Source organism: Enterobacter cloacae complex sp. SHL022, from assembly GCF_049237785.1.
Lineage (GTDB): Bacteria > Pseudomonadota > Gammaproteobacteria > Enterobacterales > Enterobacteriaceae > Enterobacter > Enterobacter hormaechei_C.
This window is the reverse complement of sequence record NZ_JBMKJH010000002.1, coordinates 189,547-209,670: the sequence shown is the minus strand read 5'-3', so window position 1 is coordinate 209,670 and position 20,124 is coordinate 189,547. Positions and strand designations below refer to the sequence as shown.

Here is a 20,124-nt window from a genome sequence, read left to right as displayed (position 1 = left end):
TAGGCCCGGTAAGCGAAGCGCCACCGGGCTTTGGTCTTAGCTCCCCAACACCTTCATTGCTTCCCGCGTCACGTTGTCCATCTCGTCCAGCAGCTCCAGGAACTCCGGTTCGAGATCGGATTCTGGCGTACCCGCGCGAAGCTGCTGTTCAAGCAGCTGGCAGAGATTTTTCAACCGCGGTACGCCGCTGTAGCCGCAGCTGCCGTGCAGTTTATGGATAGCCTCCAGCAGCCCTTCAGGGTTTTCACCCACCAGCTGTTCTTCAACCTTGTTACGGATCTCAGGCAGGAAGTCCACCAGCATTTGCAGCATATCGCGGGCCAGATCGGGTTTGCCTGCCGCCTGGCGCAGCGCCAGTTGCCAGTCAAACGTGGCATTCTGGTTAACGCTGATCTCCGGCGATTCAGCTGTAATGGTGTATGTCCCGCCAATGTGCCCCGGCTTGTAGCGCAGCAGCAGGCTGTGCAGCTTCTCTTCGTCGATCGGTTTCGCCAGATAATCGTTCATGCCCGCACCCAGCAGTTTCTCCTTTTGCCCCGCCATCGCGTGCGCCGTCACGGCAATCACCGGCGTCTGCTGCTGGTGCGGAAGCTGGCGAATCAACTCGCAGGCGCGGATGCCATCCATGCCCGGCATCTGAATATCCATCAGGATCAGGTCGAACTGCATCTGTTTGGCTTGTTCCACGGCTTCGGCGCCGCTGGTACACAGCTCAACATGCTGAACCTGATCCTCAAGCAGCACGCCAATCAGCTTCAGGTTCGCCGGGTTATCGTCCACGGCCATCACCGTCATCGGCAGCTTATGTTCGTCGTTTTCCAGCGGCAGGGACTGATGCGTCAGACGGCAATATTCGGTCAACGCAGGTAACAGCCGTGTGGCGGTGAGGGGTTTCAGCAGACACGCCGCCGCTCCGTCGTTTTTCAGCTCTTCGGCGTTGATTTGGGCGTGGCACGGCAGCGCCAGCAGCAGGTAGTCCGTCATTGAGGCCGCCTTCGCCAGGCGTTCCTGCTGCATGGTCAGTTCTCCGGTAAACGTCACCGGAATCCCCAACAACAGGATATCGTAATGATCGTTCGCCAGCGCGGAGAAGGTCGGGCTGTAGATGACCTCCAGCGGCGTGCTGCTTAATACATCAAGCGTACACTGCGCTGCCGCGGCGTTCGGTTCCACATAGGCCAGACGCATCCCCTTCAGGCACCCGGTGACCGGGCCGTCGGTCTGCACGTTCGGGTTAAGATCAAGGTTGATATGGAACCAGAAGGTTGAGCCCCGGTTAGGCTGGCTGTGGAAGGAGATATCGCCTCCCATCTCTTTCACCAGCTTTTGGGTGATCACCAGCCCCAGGCCCGTTCCGCCGTGACGACGGGAAATGCTCGCATCGGCCTGGCGGAAAGCCTGGAACAGACGCGTCTGATCGCGCTCCGGAATACCGATGCCGGTATCCCGGATCTGCACTTCAATCTGGACTTTGTTATTACTGAGCGCCCTTTTTTCGACCAGAATGTCGATGTTGCCGCTCTCGGTGAACTTAATCGCGTTGCCCACCAGATTGGTAATGACCTGTTGCAGGCGCAGCGGGTCGCCAATGACGTTATCCGGCACATCATTTTTAATATTGAGCGTCAGTTCCAGACCCTTATCATGCGATGAGTGGGCAAGAAGCGTGACCACGTCATCCAGCGTGCTGCGCAGCGGGAAGGGAATACTCTCCAGAATCAGCTTGCCCGCTTCCAGCTTCGAGAAGTCCAGTACGTCGTTAATAATGGTCAGCAGGTTATTGGCTGAGCGTTCAATGGTATGCAGATGGTCACGCTGGGTTGGGTTAAGCTCGCTTTTGAGCGTCAGACGGGTAAAGCCAATCACCCCGTTCAGCGGCGTGCGCAGCTCGTGCGACATGTTCGCCAGGAATTCAGACTTAATACGCGCCGCCTCCTGAGCACGTTTTTTCGCCAGATCCAGCTCCACGTTCTGGATCTCCATCTGCTCCAGCGTTTCGCGCAGGTCAGAGGTGGCCTGGTCAACGTTGTGCTGCATCTCTTCGTGATAAGCCGCCAGCGACATCGCCATTGAGTTGATGCCGTTTTTCAGCATATCCAGCTCGCCGAGCATAAAGCCTTCCACGCGGCTGTCGAGCTGACCCCGGCGGATCCGGTCAACGGTATTCACCATGTTGCGGATAGGCCCCGTGACGTCGCGCATCAGTCGCCAGCCGAAGATCAGCGCTATGCCGATGCAGAACAGCATCATCACGCCGGAGATGAATATTTCTTTGTACTGCTGGAGCCGTACCGACTTAAGATCCAGCTCCAGCGCCACATATCCCAGCATATTATTGCTGGACTTCGCATCGGACTGGGCGGATTCATCGGGTGAATAGCTTTCGGAGATAATCGGCGTGCGCAGGATCATGATATCGCCTCGCCGCAACACCGTAAGATGACGCGGGAAGGGGGTACCATCCGGGATTTTCAGCGACGTGGGATCCAGATGGAAATTCGAGGTGACGAACAGACGGTTATGCTCATCGTAAACGGAAATGGCGCGCACAATCTCTGAATGACGGCGGTGCAGCACGCTGATTAACTGACCAATGGATTCACGGTTTTGCAGGTTCATACCGTACTCGCTGGAGACGGCCAGCGGTTCGATAATGCTGGCCCCGGCATCTTCAAGCTGTCTCTGCAAATCGTTATAGCGATGCACCACAAAGAAAATGCTCAGCAGCAAACCGATGAGAACGGTAGGAGCGAGGATCAAAATCATCATGCGCGCGCGCAGGCTGTAGTTGGTCATGGAGTTCCGTTATGGGACAATCAGGCTAATTATGTTTATTTGAGAACAATCTCGGCGATGGCGCAATTCTACTCTGCAAAACGACGCGTGACGACGCGTCAGATCATAACTGTTGAAGCCTCTGACCTCGATCCTTTTGGACAGGGGGTGGCGCGTCACAAGGGTAAAACACTGTTTATCACAGGTTTGCTGCCAGGAGAACGTGCAGATATTACGCTGACGGAAGACAAACGCCAGTATGCGCGCGGTCAGGTCAAGCGCCGTCTTAATGATAGCCCGGAGCGCGTGACGCCTCGCTGCCCCCATTTTGGCGTCTGCGGTGGCTGCCAGCAACAGCATGCCAGCACGGAATTACAGCAAAAAAGTAAAAGCAGCGCGCTGGCCCGCCTGGTCGGGCACGACGTGAATGACATCATTGCCGATCGGCCCTGGGGCTACCGTCGCCGCGCTCGCCTGAGCCTCAGCTACCAGCCCAAAACCGAGCGGCTGGAGATGGGGTTTCGCAAAGCCGGCTCCAGCGATATCGTCTCTGTCACGCAGTGCCCTGTTTTGGTGCCCCATCTTGAGGCGTTGCTCCCGGACGTGCACCACTGTCTTGCATCGCTGGATGGCGTGCGTTCGCTCGGCCATGTCGAACTGGTGCTGGCCAACAGTGGCCCGCTGATGGTGCTGCGCCACACCGCGCCGCTGTCAAAGGCGGATCGCGAAAAACTGGAACGCTTTTCGCATTCTCATGAGCTTGCGCTTTTCCTCGCGCCGCAAAGCGAGATACTTGAGCAGGTCAGCGGAGAAGCGCCCTGGTATGCGTCAGACGGGCTACGCTTAACGTTCAGCCCGCGGGATTTTATCCAGGTCAACGACGGCGTGAACCAACAGATGGTGGCGAACGCGTTGGAATGGCTCGACGTACAGCCTACTGACCGGGTGCTCGATCTGTTCTGCGGCATGGGGAACTTTACCCTGCCGCTGGCCCGCAGAGCAGCAAGCGTGGTCGGAGTGGAAGGCGTTGAGGCGCTGGTGGCGAAAGGCCAGGAGAACGCCCAACAGAACGGTTTGCAAAATGTGACATTCTTTCATCAAAATCTTGAGGATGATGTCACTCAGCAACCGTGGGCTAAGCAGGGCTTTGATAAGATCCTGCTCGATCCGGCGCGCGCAGGTGCGCCGGGCGTGATGCAGCATATAATTAAACTCGCGCCTGAACGCGTGGTCTATGTTTCCTGTAACCCGGCGACGCTTGCCCGTGACAGCGAAGCATTATTGAGCGGGGGTTACCAGATTCGGCGTCTGGCAATGCTGGACATGTTCCCGCACACTGGTCATCTGGAATCGATGGTGTTGTTCGAGCACATCTAATGAGTTTGGCTTGTCGACTTCGACAGGCCCTTGTCCCTAAAGGAGAGGACGATGGTTGCGGTAAGAAGTGCACATTTAAATAAAGCTGGTGAGTTTGACCCTCAAAAATGGATCGCAAGTCTGGGGATTTCCAGCCAGCAGTCGTGTGAACGCTTAACCGAAACCTGGGCCTATTGTTTACGCACAACGCAGGGGCATCCGGACGCTGAACTGCTGTTGTGGCGCGGCGTGGAGATGGTTGAAATTCTCTCCATGCTGAACATGGACATCGAAACGCTACAGGCCGCACTGCTGTTCCCCCTGGCGGACGCCGACGTGGTGACGGAAGACGTCCTGCGTGAAAGCGTCGGCCAGTCCGTCGTGGCGCTCATCCACGGCGTGCGTGATATGGCAGCCATTCGTCAGCTTAAAGCCGCGCAAACTGACTCTGTCTCTTCCGAGCAGGTGGATAACGTTCGTCGTATGCTGCTGGCGATGGTAGATGATTTCCGCTGCGTGGTGATCAAGCTGGCCGAACGGGTTGCCCATCTGCGTGAAGTAAAGGATGCGCCGGAAGACGAGCGCGTCCTGGCCGCCAAAGAGTGTACGAATATCTATGCGCCGCTGGCGAACCGTCTGGGTATCGGGCAACTGAAGTGGGAGCTGGAAGATTACTGCTTCCGCTACCTGCATCCGGCGGAATACAAACGCATTGCAAAACTGCTGCACGAACGCCGCATCGACCGCGAGCACTATATCGATGAATTTGTCAGCGGGCTGCGCCAGTCGATGAAAGAGGAGAATGTGCGCGCCGAGGTCTACGGGCGTCCAAAGCACATCTACAGCATCTGGCGCAAAATGCAGAAGAAACACCTCGCCTTTGACGAGCTGTTTGACGTGCGCGCGGTGCGTATCGTGGCGGAGCGTCTTCAGGACTGCTATGCCGCGCTGGGGATAGTGCATACTCACTTCCGCCATCTGCCGGATGAGTTCGATGACTACGTCGCGAACCCGAAACCAAACGGCTATCAGTCTATTCATACCGTGGTGCTCGGCCCTGGCGGCAAAACGGTGGAAATTCAGATCCGTACCAAACAGATGCACGAAGACGCCGAGCTGGGCGTGGCGGCGCACTGGAAATATAAAGAAGGTACCTCCGGCGGCGGTCGCTCCGGTCACGAGGACCGTATCGCCTGGCTGCGTAAGCTGATTGCGTGGCAGGAAGAGATGGCCGACTCCGGCGAAATGCTCGACGAAGTGCGCAGTCAGGTCTTCGACGATCGCGTCTACGTCTTTACCCCGAAAGGGGACGTGGTTGATTTGCCGGCAGGCTCCACGCCGCTCGATTTCGCCTACCACATCCACAGCGATGTGGGGCACCGTTGCATCGGGGCGAAGATCGGCGGACGTATCGTACCGTTTACCTACCAGCTCCAGATGGGCGATCAGATTGAAATCATCACCCAGAAGCAGCCAAACCCAAGCCGCGACTGGCTGAATCCGAACCTCGGTTACGTTACCACCAGCCGTGGGCGCTCAAAAATTCACGCCTGGTTCCGCAAGCAGGATCGTGACAAGAACATCCTTGCCGGTCGCCAGATCCTGGACGACGAGCTGGAACATATTGGCATTAGCCTGAAAGAAGCGGAGAAGTTCCTGCTGCCACGCTACAACTTCAACGAGCTCGACGAACTGTTAGCGGCGATTGGCGGCGGTGATATCCGCCTGAACCAGATGGTGAACTTCCTGCAAGCGCAGTTCAACAAGCCAAGCGCAGCGGAGCAGGATGCGGCGGCGCTGAAACAGCTCCAGCAGAAAACCTACGCTCCGCAGCAGCGCAGCAAGGACAATGGCCGCGTGGTGGTTGAAGGGGTGGGTAACCTGATGCACCACATTGCCCGCTGCTGCCAGCCGATCCCGGGAGATGATATTGTCGGCTTTATCACCCAGGGGCGCGGGATCTCGATTCACCGCTCCGACTGCGACCAGCTTGCAGAGCTGCAATCGCATGCGCCGGAACGTATCGTGGAAGCCGTCTGGGGGGAGAGCTACTCGGCGGGTTACTCGCTGGTGGTGCGCGTCACTGCCAACGACCGCAGCGGCCTGCTGCGCGACATCACCACCATTCTCGCCAACGAGAAGGTCAACGTGCTGGGCGTTGCCAGCCGCAGCGATACCCGCGAGCAGCTTGCCACCATCGATATGACCATCGAAATCTATAACCTTCAGGTGCTGGGCCGCGTACTCGGCAAACTGAACCAGGTGCCGGATGTGATTGACGCGCGTCGTCTGCACGGCGGCTAAACATCCTCTTCTGTAGGCCGGGTAAGGCAACGCCGCCACCCGGCTCAGGCATTTAATGGAATCTGTTATGACTCAAATCGACCGCCTGCTCGGCATCATGAAACGCCTGCGCGACCCGGAAAACGGCTGCCCGTGGGATAAAGAGCAGACTTTCACCACCATTGCGCCTTACACGCTGGAAGAGACCTACGAAGTGCTGGACGCCATTTCACGCGAGGATTTCGACGATCTGCGCGGTGAACTGGGCGACCTGCTGTTCCAGGTGGTGTTCTACGCGCAGATGGCGCAGGAAGAGGGGCGCTTTAACTTTGACGATATCTGCGCCGCTATCAGCGACAAGCTGGAGCGTCGTCATCCGCATATCTTTGGTGATGCCTCCGCAGGCAACAGTGCGGAAGTGCTGGCGCGCTGGGAGCAGATAAAAAGCGCTGAACGCGCTGAAAAATCCCAGCACTCGGCGCTGGACGACATTCCCCTGAACCTTCCCGCGCTGATGCGCGCGCACAAAATTCAAAAGCGCTGCTCGGCGGTAGGGTTTGACTGGACCTCTCTCGGCCCGGTGCTGGAAAAAGTACACGAAGAGATCGACGAAGTGATGCATGAAGCGCAGCAGGCCGTTGTGGATGAAGCAAAGCTGGAAGAGGAGATGGGCGATCTGCTGTTTGCAACCGTCAACCTTTCACGCCACCTCGGTGTAAAAGCGGAAACCGCCCTGCAAAAAGCGAACATTAAATTCGAACGACGCTTTCGCGAAGTTGAGCGGATTGTGGCCTCGCGCGGCCTGGAAATGAGCGGGATTGACCTCGACGCGATGGAAGAAGTCTGGCAGGAAGTAAAACGCCAGGAACATGATCTCTAACGAGATTTTGCGATCAAGCGCAATTTGTGTGATTTTTTAAATGACAAGCGCTTGATTTGCGTCAAAAACATTTACCCAAAAGGGGCTATTTTCTCACTCCTTATGTTTGTCATGGCCTGGAATGGAGACGGAGAATGAAAGTTTGTGGCGCTCGTCGTGTTCGGGTATACTACTTTCCCGTCCTGGTTATTCCATCGTTTCACCCTAACTTCTCAGGTTCAGCATGACAACGAACTATATTTTTGTGACCGGCGGGGTCGTATCCTCTCTGGGTAAAGGCATTGCCGCAGCCTCCCTCGCAGCCATTCTTGAAGCCCGTGGCCTCAATGTGACCATGATGAAACTGGATCCGTACATCAACGTCGATCCTGGCACCATGAGCCCAACCCAACACGGGGAAGTGTTCGTTACTGAAGACGGCGCTGAAACCGATCTGGATCTTGGCCACTACGAGCGTTTCATCCGTACCAAAATGACCCGTCGTAACAACTTTACGACTGGCCGTATCTACTCTGACGTTCTGCGTAAAGAGCGCCGTGGTGACTACCTGGGCGCGACCGTGCAGGTCATCCCACACATCACTAACGCCATTAAAGAGCGTGTCCTTGCCGGTGGCGAAGGGCATGACGTTGTGCTGGTTGAAATCGGCGGTACCGTGGGGGATATCGAATCCCTGCCATTCCTCGAAGCGATTCGTCAGCTGGCGGTAGATATTGGTCGTGAGCACGCCCTGTTCATGCACCTGACGCTGGTGCCTTACATGGCGGCAGCAGGTGAAGTGAAAACCAAACCGACTCAGCACTCTGTTAAAGAGCTGCTCTCCATCGGTATTCAGCCTGACATCCTGGTTTGCCGTTCCGATCGCGCGATTCCGGCGAACGAACGTGCGAAAATTGCATTGTTCTGTAACGTGCCTGAAAAAGCCGTTATTTCAATGAAAGATGTCGATTCCATTTATAAAATTCCGGGCCTGTTGAAATCACAGGGTCTGGACGATTATATTTGTAAACGATTCAGCTTGAACTGTCCGGAAGCTAACCTGTCTGAATGGGAGCAGGTGATTTACGAAGAAGCCAATCCGGGCGGCGAAGTGACTATCGGTATGGTCGGCAAGTACATCGAACTGCCAGATGCCTATAAGTCAGTTATCGAAGCGCTGAAACACGGTGGTCTGAAGAATCGCGTCTCTGTGAACATCAAGCTGATTGATTCGCAGGATGTGGAGACGCGCGGCGTCGAAATTCTCAAAGATCTGGATGCGATTCTCATCCCTGGCGGCTTCGGCTACCGTGGTGTTGAAGGCAAGATCGCCACTGCACGCTATGCGCGTGAAAACAATATTCCATACCTCGGTATCTGCCTGGGTATGCAGGTTGCGCTGATTGAATTTGCGCGCAACGTAGCGGGAATGGAAAACGCGAACTCTACGGAATTTGTGCCAGACTGTAAGTACCCTGTTGTGGCGCTGATTACGGAATGGCGCGACGAAGACGGTAACGTCGAAGTCCGTACCGAGAAGAGCGATCTGGGTGGCACCATGCGTCTTGGCGCACAGGCCTGCCAGCTGTCCGACGATAGCGTGGTACGCAAGCTGTACGGCGAGCCGGTCATCACCGAGCGCCATCGTCACCGCTATGAAGTCAACAACATGTTGTTGAAACAAATTGAAGCTGCGGGTCTGCGTGTTGCGGGCCGTTCCGGGGATGATCAGTTAGTCGAGATCATCGAAGTGCCTAACCATCCGTGGTTCGTGGCCTGCCAATTCCACCCGGAATTTACTTCAACGCCGCGTGACGGGCATCCGCTGTTTGCAGGCTTCGTGAAAGCCGCCAGCGAGTACCAGAAGCGTCAGGCGAAGTAAAAAAAGTTAGAACGGCAACGCGTACCTTTGGTACGCGTTGTTTGTCTGGAGTTTTAGTTTAACTTGTACTGAGGAAAATCTAATGTCCAAAATCGTTAAAGTCATCGGTCGTGAAATCATCGACTCCCGTGGTAACCCGACCGTTGAAGCTGAAGTTCATCTGGAAGGTGGTTTCGTCGGTATGGCAGCGGCTCCATCAGGTGCTTCTACAGGTTCCCGCGAAGCGCTGGAACTGCGTGATGGCGACAAATCCCGTTTCATGGGCAAAGGCGTACTGAAAGCGGTTGGCGCTGTTAACGGTCCTATTGCTCAGGCTATCGTTGGCAAAGATGCTAAAGATCAGGCTGGCATCGACAAGATCATGATCGATCTGGACGGTACTGAAAACAAATCTAACTTCGGTGCGAACGCAATCCTGGCGGTTTCCCTGGCGAACGCCAAAGCGGCAGCAGCAGCTAAGGGCATGCCACTGTTCGAGCACATCGCTGAACTGAACGGCACCCCAGGCAAATACTCTATGCCTGTACCAATGATGAACATCATCAACGGTGGTGAGCACGCAGACAACAACGTTGATATTCAGGAATTCATGATTCAGCCAGTTGGCGCGAAAACCCTGAAAGAAGCGGTACGTATGGGTTCTGAAGTGTTCCACAACCTGGCTAAAGTTCTGAAAGCTAAAGGTATGAACACGGCTGTTGGTGACGAAGGCGGCTACGCGCCAAACCTGGGTTCTAACGCAGAAGCACTGGCTGTTATCGCTGAAGCGGTTAAAGCAGCAGGCTACGAGCTGGGCAAAGACATCACCCTGGCGATGGACTGCGCAGCATCTGAATTCTACAAAGACGGTAAATACGTTCTGGCTGGCGAAGGCAACAAAGCGTTCACCTCTGAAGAGTTCACCCACTTCCTGGAAGACCTGACCAAACAGTACCCAATCGTTTCTATCGAAGACGGTCTGGACGAGTCTGACTGGGATGGTTTCGCATACCAGACCAAAGTACTGGGCGACAAAATCCAGCTGGTTGGTGACGATCTGTTCGTAACCAACACCAAGATCCTGAAAGAAGGCATCGAGAAAGGTATCGTTAACTCCATCCTGATCAAATTCAACCAGATCGGTTCTCTGACCGAAACGCTGGCTGCGATCAAAATGGCGAAAGACGCTGGCTACACCGCGGTTATCTCTCACCGTTCTGGCGAAACTGAAGATGCTACCATCGCTGACCTGGCTGTTGGTACCGCTGCTGGCCAGATCAAAACCGGTTCTATGAGCCGTTCTGACCGTGTTGCTAAATACAACCAGCTGATTCGTATCGAAGAAGCGCTGGGCGAAAAAGCACCTTACAACGGTCGTAAAGAGATCAAAGGCCAGGCATAAGCCTGAACCTTCGTTCTTATGAAAAAACCCGCTTCGGCGGGTTTTTTGTTTTCTATAGCAGAAGCGGCAACGTGGCGCTTGCCGTTTGCTGGCTAACGTCACCGTAATGGCTGTCTACTGCAATAAGGGAAGTGGTTAGCAGTTCAACCAGCAGCATCACGCCAACCTTGGCATTGAGCGCACCCGCGCTCAGCGGTCCCTCGGGTTTGGCTGCAACCAGCTGTAAATCGCTCAGGGAGGCCAGCGGGCTGCGAGGCGTATTGCTGAGCGCCAGTACCTTAACGCCCCTCTTGCGGGCGAGTTTCACCACGTGAAGCAGATCCCGTGTAGAGCCGGAACTTGAGATGGCCACCACCAGCGTCTCTTTCGAGAGCGTCGTCGCATTCATGGCGGCGCGATGCATATCGCTAAACAGCTGTGCAGGTTTGCCGAGTCGCAGCAGCTTGTAATGCAAATATTCCCCCAGAATCGCGCTGGCCGCCACTCCGTAAATTTGCACTGACTGCGCCTGATGCAGGGCCAGTGTCGCCTGTTCAAGCTGGGCCCGGTCGAGGAGTTTTGCGGTATCTTGCAGCGCCTGGACAGACTCATCCACCACGTTATCTATTGCATCTCCTGCCTGACGCTCAGGCAAACCCTGCTGAATATCCAGCGCAAGCGCCATTTTAAATTCGTTATACCCCTTACAGCCCAGCGTGCGGCAAAGGCGTGTGACGCTGGCCTCGCTGGTGCCGCTTTCACGCGCCAGCTCGGTGATCGTCAGGTAGAGCACCCTGGCAGGATCGTTGAGGACAAACTCCCCCAGTTTTTGTTGCGTTGGGCTGTACCCGGAAGCCTCCTGGCGTAGCTTCAGCAGCAGGTTTTCATGGTCCGACATGCTAGATCCTTAATGCGTTTCTCTGCCAACTAGTGTGGCGGAAAGCGGGGGAGAGATGCCAGTCATTTCGAAAAAGTATGATCGGTGTCCTGGTTTTTGGTGGTAATTTTCACAATTAAAAATATATGTGATAAAAATTTTCATCAATAACCAGGGGGATAAAAAAATGATGCAAATGTTCAGCGGAGCGTCTTCCGGCGGATGGTTTGAAAAAGCGCAGCGCTTCGGCAAATCCTTTATGTTACCCATCGCCATACTGCCCGCAGCAGGTCTGTTGCTGGGGATCGGCGGGGCGCTATCGAATCCGAATACGCTTACCGCGTATCCATTTTTAGACGTTGGCTGGCTACAGGCCATCTTTACCATCATGAGCAGCGCAGGCTCGATTGTGTTTGCAAACCTGTCGGTACTGTTTGCTGTTGGGGTCGCCGTTGGGCTGGCGAAAAATGATAAAGGCACGGCAGGGCTGGCGGCGTTGCTCGCTTATCTGGTGATGAATGCCACTATCAATGCGCTGCTGATCCTGACCGGAAAACTGGCGCATGAGAACCCGGGCGCCGCAGGGCAGGGCATGACGCTGGGTATTCAGACGCTTGAAACGGGCGTGTTTGGTGGGGTAGTTATTGGGCTGGTGACCTGCGCACTGCATCATCGATTTAATAAAATCGCGCTTCCGCAATTCCTGGGCTTTTTTGGCGGCTCACGCTTCGTTCCCATTATCAGCTCACTGGCGGCGATACTCGTCGGCGCGCTGATGACCGTGGTCTGGCCGCATTTTCAGAAGCTGATCTTTGGCCTCGGCGGGCTGGTGGATGCCACCGGCTATCTGGGGACTTTGCTGTATGGCTTCATCCTGCGCATGCTTGGCCCGTTTGGTTTGCACCACATCTTCTATCTTCCGTTCTGGACCACCGCGCTTGGCGGCAGTGAAATTGTTAACGGTCACCTGGTTGAGGGCACGCAGCGGATCTTCTTCGCCCAGCTCGCCGACCCGAACACGCAGCATTTCTATGAGGGCACGTCGCGCTTCATGTCCGGGCGCTTTATTACCATGATGTTTGGCCTGCTGGGCGCCTGCCTTGCGATGTACCACACGGCCAGGCCGGAGAATAAGAAGCGCGTCGCCGGGCTGCTGCTCTCTGCGGCGTTAACTTCTTTCCTGACCGGCATTACTGAGCCTGTCGAGTTCTCATTCCTGTTTATTGCCCCGGTGCTGTACGTCATTCATGCGCTGTTTGACGGGCTGGCGTTCATGCTCGCGCACATTCTGCACATCACCATCGGACAAACTTTCTCCGGCGGGTTTATTGATTTCGTGCTGTTCGGCATTTTGCAGGGGGAAGCGAAAACTAACTGGATGTTAGTCCCGCTGGTGGGCGTACCGTGGTTCTTCCTTTACTACTGTACCTTCCGCTATCTGATCAAACGTTTTGATTTTGCCACGCCGGGCCGTGAAAAGGAGGCGTTGGCTGACGAGGCTACCCTGCCGAAAAGCGAGCGCGCCGCGGCGGTGATCGCCGGGCTGGGAGGAAAAGACAATCTGGATGACGTTGACTGCTGCGCCACGCGCCTTCGCGTCACGGTGAAAGACGGTAGCAAAGTCAATGAATCTGCACTGAAAGCGACCGGCGCGCGCGGCGTCATCGTGCGCGGTAACGGGGTTCAGGTCATCTATGGCCCGCACGTCACCATTATCAAAAACGAAGTGGAAGAGATCTTATCGTAATGAAAACTGTACTGGATAACCTGAAAGGAAAACTGGTCGTCTCCTGCCAGGCGCTGGAAAACGAACCGCTGCACAGCCCGTTTATTATGTCGCGAATGGCGCTGGCGGCGGCCCAGGGCGGTGCCGCTGCGATCCGCGCCAATAGCGTGGTGGATATCGAGGCTATCAAAGGGCTGGTCTCACTGCCGGTCATCGGCATCATCAAACGAGACTATCCGGACAGCGAGGTGTTCATCACCGCGACGCTCAAAGAAGTGGATGAGCTGATGGCGGTCGCCCCGGAGATCGTTGCGCTGGATGCGACCGCCCGGAAACGGCCCGGTGGCGTATCGCTGGACATGCTGATCGCGCAGATCCGCACCCGTTACCCGTCGCTGCTGCTGATGGCGGATATTGCCACCGTGCAGGAGGCCGTGACCGCGCAGGCGCTGGGATTTGATTGTGTCGGAACCACCCTTTACGGTTATACGGCGGAGACCGCGGGCCATTCGCTACCGGAAAATGACTGCGCGTTTTTGAAAGAGGTGCTGTCTGCCGTCACGATCCCCGTGATAGCCGAAGGTAACGTGGATACCCCCGATCGCGCGGCCAGGTGTCTGGCGCTGGGGGCGCACACGGTTGTCGTCGGCGGGGCGATCACCCGACCACAGCAAATTACGGAACGGTTTATGGCGGCAATTGGCGCGCAAAGCACCGATGGAGCATGATCATCTGACGGGGATCTGCGATACTTATCGTTTATCCCCTTAACAGAGTTGACTATGCAGTACCCGATTAACGAGATGTTCCAGACCCTTCAAGGCGAGGGTTACTTTACCGGCGTTCCCGCTATCTTTATTCGTTTACAGGGATGCCCGGTTGGCTGCGCCTGGTGTGATACCAAACATACGTGGGATAAGCTCGCAGATCGGGAAGTGTCGCTGTTCAGCATTCTGGCGAAAACCAAAGAGAGCGATAAATGGGGCGCGGGCAGCGCGGAAGATCTGCTTGCCATTATTGGTCGTCAGGGCTGGACGGCGCGGCACGTGGTGATCACCGGCGGGGAACCCTGCATTCACGATCTGATGCCGCTCACCGAACTGCTCGAGAAGAACGGCTATAGCTGTCAGATTGAAACCAGCGGTACCCATGAAGTGCGCTGCTCCCATTCAACGTGGGTAACGGTTTCACCGAAAGTGAATATGCGCGGCGGGTATGACGTACTATCGCAGGCGCTTGAGCGTGCTGATGAGATCAAACATCCGGTGGGGCGCGTGCGTGACATCGAAGCGCTGGATGAACTGCTGGCGACGCTGACGGACGAAAAGCAGCGCGTGATCGCGCTACAGCCTATCAGCCAGAAAGACGATGCGACCCGTCTGTGCATTGAAACCTGTATCGCCCGCAACTGGCGCCTGTCGATGCAGACGCACAAATATCTGAACATTGCCTGATACTTTTGTGGCCCCGCTTAACGCGGGGCTTTTGTTGTTGGCAGTAATGCCCAGGTCACTACGGCTGACCCAAGGCAAATCGCACTGTTGAAAAGCAAGGCATACTGCGCGGCACTGGCCGTTCCCATCGGCAGCCATAGCGCGTACAGCGATGCGGTGACCGCGATCCCCATTGCGCCGCCCAGGGAACTGCCCATCTTATAGATCCCTGAAGCCACCCCCACTTTGTTTTCAGGGGCATTCATTACCGCCGTGTCCGTTGAGGGCGTGGCGTAACATCCGAGCCCCAGCCCGAATAAAATATTGCTCAGAAAGACGGTGACAATGTAGACCTCTTTGCTTAAGAAGGTGCATGAAATCAGCGAAATACCTGTTGCGGTCAGCAGCGGGCCGGTCATCATCGGCAGCCTGGCGCCATAGCGCTGAAGCAGTTTTTCACCCACCCGGATCATCGCCAGTACGGTAATCAGATACCCCAGCGTCATCATGCCGGTCTGTAGCGGTGACAGATGATGGCCTTGCTGCAACCAGATGCTGGCGATCATCATGGTGCCAATGCAGCCGTTGAGCAGGAAATTTGAGAATACCGAGGCGCTATAGGCCCGGTTTTTAAACAGGGCGAAATCGATCAGTGCCGCATCGCCTTTCCGTCGCCCGGTAACGACAAAACACATCAGTGCAATCACGGCTCCACACAGTACAAGAAGCGATAAACTGCTGCTCCAGCCCCAGCTGTGTCCTTTGCTGATAAACAGATTGAACAGCACCAGCATAAGGACAAAACTCACCAGGCCGCTGATATCCAGTTTGTGTCGACACGCATCAGGGCTGCGGCTTTCCGGCGTGGCGCGGATAAGCAATAGCGCGACCAGAGCCACCACCATCGACAAAATAAAAATCCAGCGCCAGCCCAGCGTGGTGGCGATGGCGCCTCCCACAAACGAGCTCAGGCCACTCCCGCCCCATGAACCGATAACCCAGAAACTGATTGCGCGCTGGCGTGCTTTACCTTCATACCAGGTTTTAATCAGCGCCAGCGTGGCGGGCATAATGCAGGCCGCTGATAGCCCCTGTATCGCTCGTCCCAACAGAAACAGGACGGGCTCCCATGAAATGAACAGCAGACCACTCCCGATCATGCTCAGGATCAGGCCAATCATGGTCAGGCGCATGCGCCCAAACTTATCGGCAAACCCACCGCAGGCGACGACAAAACAGCCGCTGAACAATGCGCTCAGGCTGACGGCCAGCGTAAGGGTTTCGAGGGCAATATCGAGGCTATTCTGCATGGCCGGAACCACGTTGATAACCGACTGGGCAAACAGCCAGAATGTCAGAACGCTCATGACGATACCCGCCAGCAGCCGATCGTTACCGGCGTAGGCGGATGCGCCTGTCAGGGAAACGGTACTCATAGTGCAGCCCTCCCGGGAAGGTGCGAATCAGCGCAGATAGTGTTCGGTCAGTGCGGCCCACAGCGCCGCGCCGGTGAGGAGAATGTTGTCGTTAAAGTCGTAGCCCGGGTTATGTACCATGCAGCGGTCAGGCTCATCCCCGGCGCCAAGCGTGAAATAGCATCCATTGGGATTTTTCTCGAGCATGAAAGCAAAGTCCTCGCTGCCCATAAACGCATTGACCTCCGCGACGGCATCCTGACCGAACAGATCGGTGGCGACGCTGCGCACCATCTCGTTGGCTTGCGGATTGTTTTTCAGTACCGGGCTGCCGTTAATGTGTCGAATGGTGGCCGTCGCATTGAAACTTTCCGCCTGTGCAACGGCGATATCATGGATACGCTGTAGCACGGTTTGCCGCACGCGTTCATCCAGCGTGCGCACGGTAAGTTTCATCAACACTTTGTCGTTGATAATGTTAGGGGCGTGCCCGGCCTGAATGCTGCCTACGGTAACGACGGCTGGCTGGAAGGGGGTAATGTTGCGCGAAACAATGGACTGCAACGCGATAGTGATATGACAGGCAACCAGGGTGGCGTCAACGGTATGTTCTGGCACCGCACCGTGACCCCCCACGCCGTTAACCTCAATATGAAGGGTGTCGGAAGAGGCCATCATGGCGCCATCGCGCAGACCAATTTTTCCGAGGGGCTGTGACGGCATATTGTGCAGACCAAAGATGTGGTCGCAGGGGAACAGGTCAAACAAACCGTCCTCTACCATAACGCGTCCGCCATACAGAAGTTCTTCCGCGGGCTGAAAAATAAGGTGCAGCGTGCCGTTAAAATTACGGGTGCGTGCCAGGTACTCCGCTGCATACAGGAGCGTTGTGGTGTGGCCGTCATGACCGCAGCCGTGGAATTTACCCTCAACGGTACTGCTCCACGCCTTGCCGTTGTTTTCCTGCATTGGCAGCGCATCCATATCGGCGCGCAGGCCCAGGCGTTTATGCCCGTTACCCACCTTCAGTGTGCCGACCACGCCGGTTTTCGCCAGCCCGCGATGAACCTCATATCCCCATTCCTGAAGCAGCGCAGCAACGCGATCGCTCGTGTTGTGCTCCTCAAAACCAATTTCAGGATGCTGATGAAAATAGCGCCGTAATTCAGTGAACCGAGCTTCGTTGCCACGCAGAGCTTCGATAATTGGATGTGTCATTTTTGTTATCCTTTTTCTGCCAAACGATGATAATTTCGAGTCTATGACGATCGTCCCGCCTGAAAATGCATTTTTTTGTTGTAAAGCGACGGCTTTATTTTGATTGTTTTTCATACAATTCAGTTATGACAAAAAAGAGCAGGTCATTATTTGTCTTTGATGAGGGGTAAGATGGCGCAACGGGGAGATGAATTTTGGATAGAGATTCAGGACATTCGCCACTTCGTGGAGGATGAAGGCGATACGCTAACGTTGCTCTGGGTGCTGGAAGGGCGGGCAGAGCTGAACACCGATGCGGGACGTGACATCCTGGAGGCCAATACCCTTGCCATCATAAACCGTCATCGGCGCTGGCAGTTCACGAGCGAAACGGCAAATGTCACCCTGCGCGTAACCCTTTCCGGGCGCTGGGTCGTCCAGCTCTGCAATGATTTTTTTGCCCATGATTATGCTGTACCGGCAGAAGCCGGAGGCGTCTGGCCCCAGTGCGATGCGCTTCGCGATCTGCTGCGCCAGCTTCTTGTGGTCACCCTCATCAACGACCCGCACCGCTACCGGCTGGAGGCGTACCGCTGGCTGAGCGAGATTTTGCTGTTGCTGACCAGCCGCTTTCAACAGCCCGCCCGTATGCTGTCCCGGGAACTTTCCTCAGCGCACAGCAAACGCATCGCTCGGGTGATAGAGCGGATCAATGCCAGTTATTCCCGCCGTATTACGCTTGCGGAAATCGCCGCGAGTGAATATGTTTCTGAAGCCTGGCTCTCTCGTCTCTTTCGCAAGGAGGTGGGGATCAGTTTCATGCAGTACATCACCCGCCTGCGGCTGGAAAAGGCGGCCAACGCTCTCCGGCTGACGAACCGACCGCTGCACCAGATTGCGCTTGAGCAGGGTTTCGCCAGCACGCGCATGATGAGCGATCGGTTCAGGCGTGTTCACAATATGTCTCCGGGTGAGTTTCGTAAGGCCCGACGCCAGCACCCGGAGGCGGCACGTATTCGGACGGACAGGCGTGAGCAGCGCTATCCGATCGCCGTGGACAAGCTGTTTAGCCTGCTCAATGAACCGGTGGCGCGCGGTTGGGGAGCCTCGCCGCTCGTCGTTCACCCGCAGCAGGAGCAGAGACTGGATCTTGAGCAGCTCAATCCTCTTTCTGCCTCGCTGCGCCGTATGCGGGTGGTCATTACCCTGCGTGAGCTCGACGATTTGCTCCGTGAGGACGTTCGACAAAATCTGGAGGCGATAAATGAGGCTATTCCCATTGAGGGAATTGATATCGCCGAACCTTTTCTCAGCAGTCGTCTGTTTGCTACCGGGTGGGATGACCCCCAGATGGCAGGCTACGCCTGCTGGTACAATCTGCATCAGCTCTTCACCTGGCTGGCAAAAAAGCAGTGGACGGTGCTACTGCACACCGGCGTAACGACCCGTCGCGATCTTCTCACCCGCTTTTTACAACAGTCGGTTAATCATTTTGCGCCAGAGATCACCGCGGGCTGGCACTTCGTCATTCACTGGTCAACACAGGCGAGTGAGGAGACCCGGGAGCAGGTCTGGCTGGCCCAGCAAAAGGCAATACGAACTTATCTTCCGCAGGCAAAGTTTGGTTTATGGCACCGATTTGCCCCCGTCAGCGCGGGCGTAAGCGACGATACCCTGTTCAGTTCAGCCATCCTGATGCAGGCCGATTTTCTTGCCTGTTCTGCCGATGCCAATGAACTTCTCGATCCCGCGCAGCTGGAGGTAACCCCTCTCTCCTCAACGGAAAATTATCCGATACTGAAGGTCCGCCAGATCCTCGCTGCCCTTCGCCTGCGAAAATGTTCGCTTCCCGTCTGGCTTCTCTCCTGGAATACCCTCACCGGCAACACGCGGGCGACAAACGGCTGGTTTTTTCGTGGGGCGCTGCTGATGCAGAACCTGCTCGGGCTTTCGGAGCAGGTCTGGCTGGCGGGATTCTGGCTCAATTCGGGCCTTCAGGGAGAAGCCCGTGCGAACAACACCATCGATACCTCAAGCCTTGCGCTACAGTATAACCATGGTCTGCCGCGTCCGGTTTATTGGGTACTCTGGCTCTGGCAACGTCTGCGGGGCGAGGTGCTGGTCAATGATAAGCGTGTCCTGCTTACGCGCCATCGCAATGGTTATCAGCTGTTGCTGCGTAATGTGGTGGTTTTTAATCCGCTCCTATCCAGTGAAGAAGCCTTCATCCAGCGTTTTCGCCAGCAGTATCATTTACACCTGAAGGGAATGCGCGGTAAATGGCGAATTAAATGCCATCTGTTTGATCAGCACAACGGCGCGCTCTATCCGTTGCTTGAAGGGGTTGGCAGCGAAAGCGGCCCTGATGAAGAGATGTGGCGCTGGATAGCGCATAAAGCGCGTCCAACGCTTTCCGTACGCGATGAACGCCTTTATGACGGCTGGCAACTGAGTGAATCACTGGAGAGTAATGCGCTGGTGCTCTACGAGTTTACGCCGCTCGTGCCTCGTGAGGCCGAAACGGAGGAGATTCACTCCCCGCGGTAGACGCAGCCTGCCGTGCAGGTCTCTTTGATCATCACCGCACTCAGCAGCGGCACCAGCGGTTTCATCTGATCCCAAATCCATTTCGCCAGCACCTCGCTGGTCGGGTTTTCAAGGCCCGGAATATCATTCAGATAGTAGTGATCGAGACGATCGTAGGTCGGCTTAAACGCGGCCTTCAGTTCGGCAAAGTCCATGATCCAGCCCGTATGGGGATCGACTTCACCGGTGATTTCAAGACGCACCATAAACGAGTGTCCATGCAGGCGGCCACATTTGTGCCCGGCAGGAACGTGTGGAAGGTGGTGTGCGGCTTCGAAGGTGAAATCTTTAAACAGTGTGGTGGACATCATAGCTCTCAGGAATGCGGAAAAAACCGCCGCATAGTACCGGAAAGCACAATTTTTATCATTAACT

At 55.8% G+C, this 20,124-nt stretch carries 14 protein-coding genes; 9 read left to right on the top strand and 5 right to left on the bottom strand.

The window, feature by feature from the left end:
- Positions 1-36: 36 nt before the first annotated feature.
- Positions 37-2,796 carry a two-component sensor histidine kinase BarA gene (gene barA / locus ACOTZD_RS05190; protein WP_003862726.1) on the bottom strand — a complete coding sequence of 920 codons (2,760 nt, stop codon included), beginning with the start codon at positions 2,794-2,796 and terminating at the stop codon, positions 37-39.
- Positions 2,797-2,853: 57 nt separating this feature from the next.
- On the opposite strand from barA, the gene rlmD reads away from it, so the two are divergent.
- The 5 genes from rlmD (at position 2,854) to eno (ending at position 10,536) form a co-directional block, all read left to right on the top strand.
- Entirely contained in the window at positions 2,854-4,152 is a 1,299-nt protein-coding gene (gene rlmD / locus ACOTZD_RS05185; RefSeq protein WP_045343904.1) for a 23S rRNA (uracil(1939)-C(5))-methyltransferase RlmD, read from the top strand.
- 51 nt (positions 4,153-4,203) lie between these two features.
- The gene (relA, locus tag ACOTZD_RS05180) at positions 4,204-6,435 is read left to right on the top strand and encodes a GTP diphosphokinase (RefSeq protein WP_058674934.1); all 2,232 of its coding nucleotides are present in this window, start codon (positions 4,204-4,206) and stop codon (positions 6,433-6,435) included.
- 67 nt (positions 6,436-6,502) lie between these two features.
- Entirely contained in the window at positions 6,503-7,294 is a 792-nt protein-coding gene (mazG, locus tag ACOTZD_RS05175; protein ID WP_032660172.1) for a nucleoside triphosphate pyrophosphohydrolase, read from the top strand.
- A gap of 223 nt (positions 7,295-7,517) precedes the next feature.
- Positions 7,518-9,155: a glutamine hydrolyzing CTP synthase gene (gene pyrG, locus ACOTZD_RS05170; protein WP_003862718.1), complete on the top strand. Its 1,638-nt coding sequence runs from the start codon at positions 7,518-7,520 to the stop codon at positions 9,153-9,155.
- An 82-nt stretch (positions 9,156-9,237) separates the two neighbouring features.
- On the top strand, positions 9,238-10,536 hold the full coding sequence (gene eno / locus ACOTZD_RS05165; protein WP_006811784.1) for a phosphopyruvate hydratase: 1,299 nt from the start codon (positions 9,238-9,240) through the stop codon (positions 10,534-10,536).
- Positions 10,537-10,588: 52 nt separating this feature from the next.
- Here the strand turns inward: eno and ACOTZD_RS05160 are convergent, their stop codons facing one another.
- Positions 10,589-11,413 (bottom strand): MurR/RpiR family transcriptional regulator, encoded by an 825-nt coding sequence (locus ACOTZD_RS05160; protein WP_015571725.1) that lies wholly within the window; start codon positions 11,411-11,413, stop codon positions 10,589-10,591.
- Between the two features lie 166 nt (positions 11,414-11,579).
- On the opposite strand from ACOTZD_RS05160, the gene ACOTZD_RS05155 reads away from it, so the two are divergent.
- Genes ACOTZD_RS05155 through queE form a run of 3 tightly spaced genes read left to right on the top strand, consistent with a single transcriptional unit; the run spans position 11,580 to position 14,572 of the window.
- Positions 11,580-13,139 (top strand): PTS transporter subunit EIIC, encoded by a 1,560-nt coding sequence (locus tag ACOTZD_RS05155; RefSeq protein ID WP_174401921.1) that lies wholly within the window; start codon positions 11,580-11,582, stop codon positions 13,137-13,139.
- Positions 13,139-13,846 (top strand): N-acetylmannosamine-6-phosphate 2-epimerase, encoded by a 708-nt coding sequence (locus tag ACOTZD_RS05150; protein ID WP_045337387.1) that lies wholly within the window; start codon positions 13,139-13,141, stop codon positions 13,844-13,846. Before ACOTZD_RS05155 ends, ACOTZD_RS05150 begins: the two co-directional genes overlap by 1 nt.
- 54 nt (positions 13,847-13,900) lie before the next feature.
- Positions 13,901-14,572 (top strand): 7-carboxy-7-deazaguanine synthase QueE, encoded by a 672-nt coding sequence (gene queE, locus ACOTZD_RS05145; protein WP_006811780.1) that lies wholly within the window; start codon positions 13,901-13,903, stop codon positions 14,570-14,572.
- A 17-nt stretch (positions 14,573-14,589) separates the two neighbouring features.
- On the opposite strand, the gene ACOTZD_RS05140 is transcribed toward queE, so the two are convergent.
- Both ACOTZD_RS05140 and ACOTZD_RS05135 read right to left on the bottom strand, forming a co-directional pair.
- Positions 14,590-15,987 carry an MFS transporter gene (locus ACOTZD_RS05140; RefSeq protein WP_174401920.1) on the bottom strand — a complete coding sequence of 466 codons (1,398 nt, stop codon included), beginning with the start codon at positions 15,985-15,987 and terminating at the stop codon, positions 14,590-14,592.
- A 27-nt stretch (positions 15,988-16,014) separates the two neighbouring features.
- Positions 16,015-17,184 (bottom strand): M20 aminoacylase family protein, encoded by a 1,170-nt coding sequence (locus tag ACOTZD_RS05135; RefSeq protein WP_017692754.1) that lies wholly within the window; start codon positions 17,182-17,184, stop codon positions 16,015-16,017.
- Between the two features lie 171 nt (positions 17,185-17,355).
- Between ACOTZD_RS05135 and ACOTZD_RS05130 the strand changes: the two genes are divergently transcribed.
- On the top strand, positions 17,356-19,710 hold the full coding sequence (locus ACOTZD_RS05130; RefSeq protein WP_174401919.1) for a helix-turn-helix domain-containing protein: 2,355 nt from the start codon (positions 17,356-17,358) through the stop codon (positions 19,708-19,710).
- Here the strand turns inward: ACOTZD_RS05130 and queD are convergent.
- Positions 19,695-20,060 (bottom strand): 6-carboxytetrahydropterin synthase QueD, encoded by a 366-nt coding sequence (gene queD, locus ACOTZD_RS05125; RefSeq protein WP_006811776.1) that lies wholly within the window; start codon positions 20,058-20,060, stop codon positions 19,695-19,697. The two genes, ACOTZD_RS05130 and queD, sit on opposite strands and share 16 nt — an antisense overlap.
- Between the last annotated feature and the right edge of the window lie 64 nt (positions 20,061-20,124).

Bases quoted from the DNA above. Each gene is read 5' to 3' on its own strand.
- barA (WP_003862726.1), bottom strand. From the start codon at position 2,796: ATGACCAACTACAGCCTGCGCGCGCGCATGATGATTTTGATCCTCGCT.
- queD (WP_006811776.1), bottom strand. From the start codon at position 20,060: ATGATGTCCACCACACTGTTTAAAGATTTCACCTTCGAAGCCGCACAC.
- queE (WP_006811780.1), top strand. From the start codon at position 13,901: ATGCAGTACCCGATTAACGAGATGTTCCAGACCCTTCAAGGCGAGGGT.
- relA (WP_058674934.1), top strand. From the start codon at position 4,204: ATGGTTGCGGTAAGAAGTGCACATTTAAATAAAGCTGGTGAGTTTGAC.
- pyrG (WP_003862718.1), top strand. From the start codon at position 7,518: ATGACAACGAACTATATTTTTGTGACCGGCGGGGTCGTATCCTCTCTG.
- mazG (WP_032660172.1), top strand. From the start codon at position 6,503: ATGACTCAAATCGACCGCCTGCTCGGCATCATGAAACGCCTGCGCGAC.
- ACOTZD_RS05160 (WP_015571725.1), bottom strand. From the start codon at position 11,413: ATGTCGGACCATGAAAACCTGCTGCTGAAGCTACGCCAGGAGGCTTCC.
- eno (WP_006811784.1), top strand. From the start codon at position 9,238: ATGTCCAAAATCGTTAAAGTCATCGGTCGTGAAATCATCGACTCCCGT.
- rlmD (WP_045343904.1), top strand. From the start codon at position 2,854: ATGGCGCAATTCTACTCTGCAAAACGACGCGTGACGACGCGTCAGATC.
- ACOTZD_RS05135 (WP_017692754.1), bottom strand. From the start codon at position 17,184: ATGACACATCCAATTATCGAAGCTCTGCGTGGCAACGAAGCTCGGTTC.
- ACOTZD_RS05150 (WP_045337387.1), top strand. From the start codon at position 13,139: ATGAAAACTGTACTGGATAACCTGAAAGGAAAACTGGTCGTCTCCTGC.
- ACOTZD_RS05155 (WP_174401921.1), top strand. From the start codon at position 11,580: ATGATGCAAATGTTCAGCGGAGCGTCTTCCGGCGGATGGTTTGAAAAA.
- ACOTZD_RS05140 (WP_174401920.1), bottom strand. From the start codon at position 15,987: ATGAGTACCGTTTCCCTGACAGGCGCATCCGCCTACGCCGGTAACGAT.
- ACOTZD_RS05130 (WP_174401919.1), top strand. From the start codon at position 17,356: ATGGCGCAACGGGGAGATGAATTTTGGATAGAGATTCAGGACATTCGC.